Origin of the sequence: Mammaliicoccus sp. N-M50 (assembly GCF_022386995.1) — a bacterium.
Classification (GTDB): Bacteria; Bacillota; Bacilli; order Staphylococcales; family Staphylococcaceae; genus Mammaliicoccus; species Mammaliicoccus sciuri_A.
Map to the genome: position 1 here is coordinate 407,511 of NZ_JAJNJA010000001.1, position 12,372 is coordinate 419,882.

Genomic DNA, 12,372 nt, shown 5'->3' on the forward strand with positions numbered 1-12,372 from the left:
ACTTTATATTATCTATTGCAACAATAAATGTAGGACATGTATTTAACCATCATAATTATTCAAACATACAAGCAACATTTATCCCACTTCATCAGCTAACTTTGTGTCACATATACTCTAAAATGGGTACTTCCTCCAAGTACCGTTACAATATACCATTTAAACTTACCAACTTAAGATATATAACTTTTAAAATTTTGCAAAACTCTACGTTATGACTATTTCCTTCTTTATGTAATATATCATCATAAACAGTTAGATCATATATATAAAGCAACATAATCTATCTAAAAGATTTTGACTGTCAAAATTCTCTAACGTTTTTAATTTCTTGTTAAACAAATTCAATAAGTTTTAATTTAAAATCTTCTAATCAAACTTAAAAAACATATTCAAGTTTGATATTAAATTATAAAATTTATTTAAACTATGCTTTGTTCACCAATAAAACACATTAGAACTTAAAATATGTTCATTACTTCAATATTTTTTAAACATAAATGATTACTAATAACATTATGTTAATCATAATTGATTACTTTTACCAAAAAGAATTTTTGTCTGTTTGTAATAAAGTTTTATTCACATATTTATTTAATGTCTTAAAATATTTTAAATCATTATTTAGTTGAACATATTAATAACGAAATCATTAGTAATGACATGATCATATAACAAAAGTAACCACATGTTACTAAAGTGTATGCTACTATGTGGCCAATTGTAATCCAAACACTTATGGCGTGTAACCAATGTACTTAACATAGGTAGATACCTATAGTCCTAAAAAGTACATTAGACTATTTTAAAATAGTTTGGCTCTTAATATACCAAAATACACTAATAGCAGTTTATATACTAATTGACGTAACGATACATTAAGCCAGCTTATCTAACTATTAAAACGTTATATTAGTTTAACCTCTATCCTGATATTTTAATAATATATAGTACCAGCGATTGTTATAAGATTATTTATTTTAAATAGAACGGAAATATTCGTCTAATCTCCAAATTTGGTCGAATTACAATATCACTAAAAGCGATTTCTAAGCAAGTTAGCCTATAACTACCCACATAAAAGTGTTAACTGTTGTCAGAATCACAATGAGTAAAGAGTTATTTATGATCTAATGTCGTGATTCACGACTATCTTATAAATAATTTCATTAGTAGTGGCATCATATATCTGTATATACATATTTCTAAAATAGGAATGTGTATAATATAATACTATTTTGATGGTGTAATGATTTGCTACTCCATCATCAAACGCACAGAATTTGGGGCGTCCTTTTATAAAGGGAACTGTATTATGACGACACCTTATTATCTGTGGTACTAATTTAGTACTTTAGTTTCTTGACCTGCGTACCCAATATGACAACGCAGGTATAATAAAATGTAACAATTGGTAATGATAGCTTGTTAATAAGTCCATACATGAAAGTAACACGTAGACTATTTAAACTATTCATTGTTATCAAATACTATTAAATGTAACATTGAGTATGGATTGTATTGTAGGAATAGAGTAGAATGATGATTAACATTATTATAAAGGGAGTTCATTATGTTAAACATTTTACAAGCGATTGGTTCAATTGGTACCTTTATTATGGCGATTTTATATTTCATTTCAGTAATGATACAAATAAGACAAATTAAAATTTCTTTTATACCATTTTTGGCCTTTGACCAGATTATAATTGAAAAAGCAAAGCGTTTAAAATTAAAGAATTTAACAGAAACTGATTCTGACTACGTTAATACAGCTTTTAAACTACAAAATTTAGGCGGTGGAACTGCTAAAAACATAGATATAACAGTCTATTTAAATGAGAATGAAGTATTACAAGAAAAACACATTAATGTTTTACCTAGTAATAAATTTTATCTAATGCCTATTAATAAAAAAGCATTTGAAGAATTTGAAGATACAATAGAAAATAATGGTTATACAACTAATATGTATATAAATATAAGATATTATAGCCAAATATCTAAAAAACAAAATAGTATCACTTATAGAGTAAATATTGAAGAGTTTGTTAATTTAGATGATAAAAACTTGTATGAAATGACATTTGAAACTATTAATTCATAAAATTTTTAGAATTATATAAACTTCCAAATTTTTTATTATCAAAGAGGAGAATAAAAGTGATATTTAAATTAGATAAAAAAGACAAAGACACCCTAAATAAACTAGGAGCAATCTGGTTGAATTCCAATATAACCACTCATAATTTTATTGATGCCCAATATTGGCATAATAATTACGAAGATGTCCTTAATGCATTCGAAGAGGCAGAAATAGTTGTATATACGAAAAATGGAAATATTTTAGGTTTTTGTGGTTTAGTTGATAATTATATAGCAGGTATGTTTGTTGATGAGAATGAAAGAAATCAAAATATAGGAACAAACCTATTACAATATCTTCAAAAAGAAAAAGAATACCTATCTCTAAAAGTATATAAAGAGAACAAAAAAGCAGTTAATTTTTATAAGAAAAACCACTTTAAAATTGAAGAGTTAAGTGAAGATGAAACTGGAAACGATGAATATACAATGTATTGGAAAAATAAATTCGCTAAGCAAAGATAATTTTAACAATAATAAACAAAATACAAATAAAAAGATTACCAAGTAACATAGTTGGTTATATGTTCTTAAGACCTCTTTCGTCTAATGAAATTATAGTATAAAAAATAGCCACCAATTATTGTAGAATTTACTTATTCGTATAGATGTTTTTTACAAATTTTCTAGTTCTTTTGAAAACTATTCTTGACTTTTTTACAGTTTGATAGCACTTAAGTAAGACTAGATAATCCAATATATAGCTTCCATTAAAAGAGGGAGAAATTCAATCATATGAATTTCCCCCTCAATTTGTAGTTAGCACATTAGTCAAAGAGTATTATTAATTTATTTATTGAATATCAATTATTTTAGATTTTTTGTTAATAGAATTTAGTTTGGGAACTGATACATGTAGTACACCATTCTCAAAATCTGCTTTAATATTGTCCTCATCTCCATTTGGTAAATGATAATACCTACTTATTTGTGATTTTGATCTTTCTGTAAACACAGTGTTCCCATTATTATCTTTTTGTTCATTTTCATTACTTTGTATAGCACTTAAGTACAGTGTATTGTCTTCATAAGTTAAATTAATATTTTCTTTATTGATACCAGGTAAATCAATATCAACAATATACTCGCTATTTGTTTCCCTTAAATCCGTTTTTGGAATAGCTGTATTAAAATATTTAAATAGCGAATTAAAATGATCATCAAATATTCTTGATGGTGAAAAGTCAAAAATATTTTTATTAAATGGTGTTAAGTTTGACATATAACTTCACTCCTTATTTAAATTTGTTTTATCATTTTGATAAACTTTAGAAAAATCTAAAAAAGGTAGTTTGTCATTTTCGACGTTTTTAAATATATCATTAGTTTTAATTTTACCATCTTTATATTGATTTATAGTTTCAACAATATCTTTTAAAAACAAGGTCAATCACCACTTATTATCAGTAATCTAATTGACTTAACGCAGTTAACAAATCTTTATCATTTTTTAATGCTTCATTATCAATTGTTCCATCTATTTGTATATATGGTATCAGTTGGTTTATTATAGATACTTTTTCATAATCTTTATGAATATTCTCTATAGCCTTTTGATAATCTTTAGTGATTTTAAGGTTTTTAGCTTTTTGTTTTGCATATGCCTTTTCTAATAAATTAAATCGGTGAGATGAAACATGATTTTCTGAATCTGTAACTTCCAACACTGTTGGTGTTATTTGATTACCTAGAGCTTGGTGTCTTGAAAACTCCGTTGGAGACATATGACAAGACTTAGCTATTTGTTTGATTTTTTCATATTCCTTAGTTGTTATTTTAAATGTAATTGCCTTTTGATCGCTTCTAGTCATATACTACTCCACTTCTTAACTTATAATATCGAACAACCACGGAATATGTTTAGAAAAATTAGTGTCATTAATTTTCACACCACCTCCTAAAGTTGTTTGAGTTATCAAATGATAATTATTTGAATTATTTTTTCTCAATATTTTTCGATATATCTATAGCTTTTTTGTATGAATCCCACGTAAGTGGCGAAGAAAATTCAATAAATTTATTATTATTGGATTCTCTAGACAATAAATCAATGCTTTTTAACTCAGTAATTCGAGGTGAATAGTTAATGTAATAAGAAGTTTTTGGTTTATCTTTTAACATAATATCTACCTCCAGTTACTTAAAATTATCATTTGATAACTTTTAATTATTTTATAACATATTTTTTATTGTAATGCAACCATTTTTTAAAACTTTTTTTAGTTATTCAAATTTTATCATCGCTATATATAACCTTCATATTATCAATGTGCTCACGATTAAATCAGTAATCAAAAAATGCGCATTCGGTATAAATAAAAACTTGATATTTATGGCTTATTAAAAGACTACTTTAATGCAATAAAAACCCCATCACACAAAGTGACAGGGAAAGTTAATGGTTGATTATATATGAAAATCCAGCACTTTATAAGTGCTTATATACTATAATATTACACTTTTAGGATTAAATAAACTAAATAACACCCCGCATATTAGCGAGGTGCAAAAAGGTATTACCAAATATGAGTTTAAAACTAAAACGGAGATAATAGGTTTAAACTAATATTATTGTATCATTAAAATTATAAATTGGAAATTAAATATACCCTACCTAGTTTCCGATAGATAGGGCCTTTTGACGTCTATGAAATTTGTGAGAGTAATAAAGTAATTACTCTATGCTTTGATTTTATCATAATTTTTTATTTAAATGTACCCATAAATCTCCTAGAAACATTCTTAGATGGTTTACCTTTAACGTTTCTAATCAGTAAATAAATTAACGACCAATCGTATCATACATAGGGGGGTTTAATAGCTTATATTTTTCAAAATTTTAGTTTTAGGAATTTGGTCGTATTTAAGAGTGGGTCGATTAATTCCAACTGATTTCATGACGGGGGTTAAGAAAAGTCCCCCTTTAATTTTCAAAATTTTATTTTTGATGATCGCTCTACTTTAATATATACCCACAGTTGAATAATTTGTCACCCTATTCTATTTAATCATTCTACTACTTTTATTGCTTATTTAACTAAAGACTATTAATCATTCATAAACCTTTTCAAAGGCTCTTAAACACGCTCTATCAACGTTAGAATGGCATTTCTGTACATATTAATAAGCATATACAAGTTAATTAAATATATAACTATTAATGCTGCACATACTTATAATGTGAATAGAGTTATCCTTATACACTTGCATACACGACTTGTGATGTGATTGCTAACGATATATAATTATCGACTTCTCTATTATGTTTAAAAATAGTTTCAATCACTTTATTAACTTTTTTTATCAAAGTTGAATAAGAAGTTTTAATAATCTTTTTATCTTTTACTTTGTACTTACTTCAAATGATAAATGAGTGATCTAATAAACTTTTCCTTTTCTTATTAACTCAATACTTTCATTTATATAATTTACTTTATCCTTTAACTAATTGACTTTATATATCATTTGTTTGTTCAAGTTGATTAATTAAATATTAATCTTTGATTGTTCAATTATCATTTCATTTCGCTTAATCATTTCATCAATTCAATAATTGCTTTTAATAATATAAAACAAATCATCATAACAATATTTCATTTTGAATTATCAATTCTTTACTTGAATTGTCTTAACTTGTTTTAACGTGTGATTGTTGTATCTAGATAATATCTTACCTATTCTATTTATAACGGTATTGAGTTGCCTTGTATTTACTATGCCTCTATTACCATCTTATTCAGTATGTATCATGTTGTATTATTACTTAGGTAGTACAGTCGCTAACGCTTGTTATAGGTATGTATAATGCATTATATCCATTCTGTCGCACTCACACCAGCTTACATAGTTTTATAAAAATACCCACCAACACATTGAGTGATGATGGGCTAGCACAAGATTATCTCATGCACAAATTTGAAGGAGTATATTCTGGAATTAGAATATTGCAAAATTAAACCTGTTAAAGTTGAAGAAGACGACAAAATTAAAAGATTATTTGCTTTGAATACTTTATAAAATAGTCAAAGGATAGCCTTAACTATCTACCTTTATTATACTAAATTTTCTACTCTCAATCAAGAACATTAGTTCTCTATAATGCTATTTTTAACGAACTACAGTTCTCTATTATTATTGATTAATACTAATCACTTTAATCTTACCAATACGCTTTATATAGTCCACATTACCTTTCTTTTCACTCTGTTCATCTTGGATAATCATACTTGTACTTTTAACCTTATTTTGTTTTACCATAGTTAAGATATCATTTGCTATGCTACGTTGAAATTCAAATTTACCACTTTGCAACTTAGCTATATCTAATTTAAAAGCAATTTTATCTTTATAAACCATTAACTCAAACAATCCGTTATCTGATCTACCTACTACTTGTTCAGTATCAGCATTTATTAACATAATTACATTATCTGCATTTGTATCTTTAAATGATTGTTCGTCAACCACACATTCTTTGCTAACCTTTAAATCCTTACTAGCAACACCAGTTTTAAACGTTTTATCAAATTGACCTAATACACCTATGATGCTTTTCTTATCTTTAGAATAACCAACATTATTCCCTACTTGTGTTATTAATCTACTTGTCATTTATGTTCACCTCAATATTAATTATTTGAAGGGTAGATATACTACCCTCTATTACCATTGTTTCTTGTTATAATAATATGCTTGATAGTCTTTTAAAGACGCTGCTTTTAATTCACTCATAACTAAGTTTCTATAGGCATGTGGCGTAGTATTACCACCTATCTGAACTTCGTTCGCTAAGATTTGACCTTTATAAACTGGCTTGAAATCTGTTTTAGTACGATCTACATATTGTTTTCTTGAAATACGTCTACCAGCATTGTTTTTATTAATAATCATTCGCTCGTAAACTTCACCGAGTTCTTTTATTTTATCTTTCATTTCTTTTCTCAGTTTCTCATGTTCTGCTTTGATTGGTTCTAATTCTTTATCAAAAGCTTCATAAAACCTAATATAATCATCTTCTAAGATTGAGTAATCTTCTTCTTTTAATCTATTATCTAACACTTCTATTTCGTCCTCTAGTGTCTTCTGTTCACGTTTTAAGCGTGTAACTTCTGCATAGTCATCATTACGTCTATGATAGTCAATTTTGTTATCTAACGCCTTTAATTCGTCAATTAAACCATCATACTCACGTTTTAATGATTTAGCTTTTTCCACTTTACCGTAAATTCCATTTGCGAATATTTCGATTGATTTTTCTTGTAATTTTTTCATAGTTTATTTTCCACCTTTGTGATATTTTTTGTATGTTTTATTTTTGTTCATATATTCGTTAATAATGATTTGTTTAATTTCCCCAAACTCAACAGAACTTTTAGTTCTTTCACCAATCACCCTATTAAGATAACTCATTGATACATTTTCGATATTTGTCGGTAACCTTGCGACAATTGAATGTGCTATCCTTTTGTATTTCATCCTGTCCCCCCTTATGAAGTTTCAACTTTACTTAACAACTCTGCTTTTTCCCTTGCTCTTATACGTGCTGCTCTCAACTTGTTTGATAGCTTATAAGCATCGTATTTCAATCTTGCTATAACTCGATTAGGATAATCCTCACCGTCTGTCTTAAAGAACAGATCTATATCATCTTTATCAGATTGACTATAGTGTTGTGTAACTTCTTCAATTACTTTTAAATTTGTATTAGTCCGTTCGATGTACTTTCTCAAACCCTCTTTATATTCAATAATTGAAATGGCCAGATTCTCTAAATGTACCGATTCAAAGTAGATAGTATGTGTTGCTAAATCACCAACAGCATGAGGATAGTGATAATCATACATAACTTCGATATAGCCATATGAACATTCAATTTTATTCTTTATATAGTACGGATTGTAATGAACTAATAACTCATAATCACTTAACTCTTGTTTGATTTCCCACACTTTAATAACTCACACCTTTGTTAGTTCGCTATTTTTAATCCCTTAACACTGTTCTCTGATATATTAAAATGCCAATTCAATAGATCAATGTTTTCGATTTTAAACCCTGTCATGATTAATGCTGCTTTCAATTGTCCATTAGTGATATAAAAGCCATGCTCTGATTGTTCGAATAGATGTTTTAGTCCATATGATGAATGTTTTTGATTAAACGACTTAATAGGTTTTAAATTACTACACCACAGTATTAACTGCTCTTGCTTTTCTATTGGTAAGTAATTAATTGAATATGGACTATCCAATTCTATAAACGTTGTATAAGCATTTTTATCTTTACTGTATATAGCATTTTTAGGTATTATCATTTATCTTCACTCCTTAGTTTTTTGATTTATTTGTTTTTCTATATATATCCACTATCATCAACATTACAGAATTTAAAATCATCGTCTTTAGTTAAAGCTATACACATTATCCGTGTATATATATTTTCGACTTCACTATTTTTATATGTTGAATATAAGCTTTTTGGTGCTGGCATAATTTGAATAATATTATGATTCTTGTTCATATTCTCTCTACATTTTCTTTTTTATGAATTGAATATAATTATTTGTACGTGCCATTACTAATTCAAAACTTCCCTGTGCAAGAATTTTATAATTACTAATTCTTTTACTATTTAAAATATAAGTTTCTCGCCACGCTAACCAATGATCGCCAATTTTCTCAACATATACAGTAGATACACGACTTAATGTACAAAAATATATTTCTTCTGATATTCCTACAATTAATCCTATCTTTCGTGCTTGAGTGTCATAATTATTTTTTGTAGCTTGCACTTCTTACAGTCGCCTCCCACTCACTTTGCTTAAATTCATCACCATTTTTAACATCACCGATTAATATTCTTAATGGCTCTATATCCACGTTACATTGCATTGCATAACTTACTGCCAAATATAAGTCGTTATTCCTTTCGGTGCTTTGGCCATCAACGATACGCTGATATGCTTGCTTACCTAGTCCACCTTTGCCATTATGTTCTAAATGTGAAAAGTCATAATTATTCAAAGTATTTTGTACAGAATAATCGTCTAAGACCTGTTGAGAATAATTACCACGTTTAGAAAATATACGTTCTTCAAACTCACCTTCGTACTTGGTTACACGCACACTATTGTGTGTGTACTTACCTTTAACGGTTTTACTACCTGCAAGCACAAAATAATTGTTAGGGTGTGCTTTGATATCTACTGAAGGTAAGTAATCAATTTTTTGACTATAATTTATGCCATCACGCTTTTTGAATATAATGTGCTTACCACCACTTGGCGTAGTTTGTACCAACGTATTATCCATGTTGGCCACAAGTTCATCATTAAACGGTATATGTTCAATACTTTCAAAACCATTCTTACCTTCTGTATGGTCTACATCAATATCGATACACCATACACCACGAGTAAGTACACCTAAAACGTGAGTTTGATGATAATACCTAGCGTGATATTCTATGAAGTCATCATCAATGACTGCATCTTTAAATGTTACTGTTGGCTTTTTATACTGATCTAACGGAATTACCTGTATGTTCTTTTGAAGTAGTTCTTTTGCAACATGATATCCTGACATTTAATACCTCCTTTAAACAAGAGTTACGGTAACCCTTGTAACCTGTTTTTTTCTCTATATAGCAAACTTATTTTTAACTTGTACAAAACGCTATAGAAATTAGAGTTACAAAGGTTACCGACTGTTATATAGCCATTCTTAGAGTTACTATAAGAGTTACTAAGAGTTACGGTAACCCTTAATCTTTATTTATAAGCTCTAGTGCCATATTAAATAGTTCTGGATTACCTATTTTGTGAACTTTAGTATTTACGCCATCAATCTTTTTTTGATGATTAATACTTATCCCAATCTTTTTCATATCGTTTTTTGCTTGCTTGTATCTCAAACTTTTATAATCTTGTTCAATTAACCTTTGAATTGTTTCATCACCAGCATATACAAAGCCATGCTCCGATAAAGTTTTAAGCAAAATAACTTGTGTTTCTGTTAATTCATCAGCACTAAAATAATTTTTAAGTGTTACATCATTAAACTTGAACTCTCGCCCAATTTCATTAAGGTATTCTAAACTTGCTATCAAGAATGAAACTGATGCTGTTACTGATTTTTTACCATGTGGCTGTACGAAGTCCCAATATGGCTTGAATATTTGATAACGTTCTTCGTCTGTTTCGTTTAGTGGTCTATCCTTTAATGAAATTTTGACTGTACGTGTTGTGTTAGCTGTAATTTCTCCTGTATCTACACTTTCATTTGTATCAAGTATCAGTACTGCGTTATTCTTAAATGTGAAAGCATTTCTACCGATACCACGACCTGAAATATATTCACCTGTAGCAATCTTTCTCAATATACGCATCATAACTTTTGTGATTTCCCCTGTTTCGTTAGCATGAGCAATATCTGCACCGTAAAAATTCATCCACTCGTTAGATGCTTCAAAACCACCCGTTATTAAACTATCGAAATTTACTTTATTTACTTGTAACAAAGCATCAAAAGTAGTCATAAACAAACCTTTGCCCGAACGTCCGAAGTCTTTCATCAGCATCCACTTTTCTGCTTGAATTAGATTCATTTTTCTATACATTGTATAAGCGTGCATAAGCATTAAATTGTTTTTACTCTTATCATTTTCAGTGACTAGATCATAAAATTCTTTAGCTTTATCTGTGTCTATATCTTTAGCATTTACATCATACTTTTTGATATACAACTCGTTTGGTTGAAGTAATTTTTGACTATATTCCAATTCTCTACAATCATATATCCAATCATTACCAGCGATTGTATAAGGCAGTATATTATATCTGTGCTTAACGTTTAATCGCTCTCGATAGATTTCAAGCATGACTTCTAAAAAATCATTAATCTGATGCTTATTATCTATTGGATAATTTAAAGCAAAGTTTGTTTCATCTATTACTTCATAAGTGTTATCTTTTACGATAATGAAACAATCAAGTTCATCTGAATAAATTACTAAATCCGAAATGAGATCAGCTATAAATCTTGCATAGTTGTTAAATGTATCAGACTTAAATGTAGACTTCTTTTCTTCTTCGCCATTATCATTTTCTGTAGTTTTTGTATAGATCGTCCCATAGATTATGCCCAATGACTTGGCTTTTATGGTATAATCTAAAGTAAGATTATTAATGTAATCGCCTATATCACTTTTTTCACGATGATATAAGTTACCTTTATTATTAAAAACTTGTTTTTCATTAAAGATAGAAGCGAAGTTAATTCGCTTGCTAATCTCTTTGATACGTGACAAGTTTATAGTATTCACATAATCTAATTGTGAGTGAAATTCCAAATGTTTATTATAAAGAGTTGTTTCATCCATTTAATCAAACCTTTCTTTGTGTTAGAATAAATTTATGTTAATTTTTTTAATCGTTTGTTACCTTCTGACGACTGCCATCGTTGGAAGGCTTTTTTAATTCCATGATATTCACGTACAAATAAGCTAGCATAACTGTTATGAGTGCTGAAAAATAGCAAGCGTTTATAGCACTTACACCGATAAATAATAGTATGATTCCATTACATAACGTTAAATAGATTAGTGCGATCCCCCTCATTTAAATCACCTTCTTAACATCTTCTTCTGGGTCTAATCCGAACGATAAAGCTAATTTAGTTATTGCCCATTCTAGTAAAAATACAGTTGAATCTAATGTATCTGTTTCTGCATTGGATAAGGTCTGTAGTACATAAGTCACGTTATAATCTTCGCTTGATGTAAGTTGATAATGCTCAATAAGTTCGTAAGAAAAACCTGTCAGATATGTTACTAGGTTATCTAAAAACTGCTTTCTTCCTAACGTTTTGCCTGTAACTTGTTGTGTTATAACTTCGATGTTTTCTACTTTGATAACTCGATAGATATCTTGTAATTTTTCTTGAATGACCTTCTGTTTCTCATTGACCATATTATTCAGCCTCCGTTAATTGCTTTTTTTGTATTTGACCTTCCCAAGCCTCAAGTTGAATCTTGTCAGCTAATCCTGTCAAAAAATCATTTAATAAATACTCAGGACTTACACCTGCGTTTAAATTTTTAGTTACTTCGGAAGTTTTGTCGCTTAACCATCTGCATATCTCAACCTCGTATGACGACCTTCCATATAAATATGCATATTTCTCTTGATCACTCAATTCATTGAAATAATTGTCTAACATTTTTACG

The 12,372-nt window shown here is 28.4% G+C and carries 16 protein-coding genes; 2 read left to right on the forward strand and 14 right to left on the reverse strand.

Annotation, left to right across the window (positions count from 1 at the left end; genetic code table 11):
• Window positions 1–1,573: 1,573 nt before the first annotated feature.
• Together LQ622_RS02015 and LQ622_RS02020 are read left to right on the forward strand one after the other, a co-directional pair.
• Window positions 1,574–2,107: a hypothetical protein gene (locus tag LQ622_RS02015; protein WP_239774639.1), complete on the forward strand. Its 534-nt coding sequence runs from the start codon at window positions 1,574–1,576 to the stop codon at window positions 2,105–2,107.
• A gap of 56 nt (window positions 2,108–2,163) precedes the next feature.
• On the forward strand, window positions 2,164–2,610 hold the full coding sequence (locus tag LQ622_RS02020; RefSeq protein WP_239774640.1) for a GNAT family N-acetyltransferase: 447 nt from the start codon (window positions 2,164–2,166) through the stop codon (window positions 2,608–2,610).
• Between the two features lie 328 nt (window positions 2,611–2,938).
• Here the strand turns inward: LQ622_RS02020 and LQ622_RS02025 are convergent, their stop codons facing one another.
• From LQ622_RS02025 to LQ622_RS02090, 14 genes are all read right to left on the reverse strand, one after another.
• The gene (locus LQ622_RS02025) at window positions 2,939–3,367 is read right to left on the reverse strand and encodes an Hsp20/alpha crystallin family protein (protein ID WP_049320665.1); all 429 of its coding nucleotides are present in this window, start codon (window positions 3,365–3,367) and stop codon (window positions 2,939–2,941) included.
• Between the two features lie 181 nt (window positions 3,368–3,548).
• Window positions 3,549–3,956 carry a plasmid mobilization protein gene (locus LQ622_RS02030; RefSeq protein WP_025907452.1) on the reverse strand — a complete coding sequence of 136 codons (408 nt, stop codon included), beginning with the start codon at window positions 3,954–3,956 and terminating at the stop codon, window positions 3,549–3,551.
• Between the two features lie 124 nt (window positions 3,957–4,080).
• The gene (locus LQ622_RS02035; protein WP_016998735.1) at window positions 4,081–4,266 is read right to left on the reverse strand and encodes a hypothetical protein; all 186 of its coding nucleotides are present in this window, start codon (window positions 4,264–4,266) and stop codon (window positions 4,081–4,083) included.
• 2,010 nt (window positions 4,267–6,276) lie between these two features.
• A complete protein-coding gene (locus LQ622_RS02040) occupies window positions 6,277–6,756 on the reverse strand; it encodes a hypothetical protein (RefSeq protein ID WP_239774641.1) in 480 nt (159 codons plus the stop codon).
• Between the two features lie 51 nt (window positions 6,757–6,807).
• Window positions 6,808–7,416: a hypothetical protein gene (locus tag LQ622_RS02045; protein ID WP_239774642.1), complete on the reverse strand. Its 609-nt coding sequence runs from the start codon at window positions 7,414–7,416 to the stop codon at window positions 6,808–6,810.
• A 3-nt stretch (window positions 7,417–7,419) separates the two neighbouring features.
• A complete protein-coding gene (locus LQ622_RS02050; RefSeq protein ID WP_239774643.1) occupies window positions 7,420–7,620 on the reverse strand; it encodes a hypothetical protein in 201 nt (66 codons plus the stop codon).
• 11 nt (window positions 7,621–7,631) lie between these two features.
• Window positions 7,632–8,093 (reverse strand): hypothetical protein, encoded by a 462-nt coding sequence (locus LQ622_RS02055; RefSeq protein WP_239774644.1) that lies wholly within the window; start codon window positions 8,091–8,093, stop codon window positions 7,632–7,634.
• Between the two features lie 20 nt (window positions 8,094–8,113).
• On the reverse strand, window positions 8,114–8,458 hold the full coding sequence (locus LQ622_RS02060) for a hypothetical protein (protein ID WP_239774645.1): 345 nt from the start codon (window positions 8,456–8,458) through the stop codon (window positions 8,114–8,116).
• A gap of 38 nt (window positions 8,459–8,496) precedes the next feature.
• Window positions 8,497–8,664 (reverse strand): hypothetical protein, encoded by a 168-nt coding sequence (locus LQ622_RS02065; protein WP_239774646.1) that lies wholly within the window; start codon window positions 8,662–8,664, stop codon window positions 8,497–8,499.
• Between the two features lie 7 nt (window positions 8,665–8,671).
• Complete coding sequence (locus LQ622_RS02070) at window positions 8,672–8,938, reverse strand: pathogenicity island protein (RefSeq protein WP_239774647.1); 267 nt, start codon at window positions 8,936–8,938, stop codon at window positions 8,672–8,674.
• Complete coding sequence (locus LQ622_RS02075) at window positions 8,919–9,731, reverse strand: bifunctional DNA primase/polymerase (RefSeq protein WP_239774648.1); 813 nt, start codon at window positions 9,729–9,731, stop codon at window positions 8,919–8,921. The genes LQ622_RS02070 and LQ622_RS02075 overlap by 20 nt, the downstream gene beginning before the upstream one ends.
• 178 nt (window positions 9,732–9,909) lie before the next feature.
• Entirely contained in the window at window positions 9,910–11,526 is a 1,617-nt protein-coding gene (locus LQ622_RS02080; RefSeq protein ID WP_239774649.1) for a phage resistance protein, read from the reverse strand.
• Window positions 11,527–11,764: 238 nt separating this feature from the next.
• Window positions 11,765–12,115, reverse strand: coding sequence for a hypothetical protein (locus tag LQ622_RS02085; RefSeq protein WP_239774650.1), 351 nt, complete (start codon window positions 12,113–12,115; stop codon window positions 11,765–11,767).
• Window position 12,116: 1 nt separating this feature from the next.
• On the reverse strand, window positions 12,117–12,365 hold the full coding sequence (locus LQ622_RS02090; protein ID WP_239774651.1) for a hypothetical protein: 249 nt from the start codon (window positions 12,363–12,365) through the stop codon (window positions 12,117–12,119).
• Window positions 12,366–12,372 lie beyond the last annotated feature (7 nt).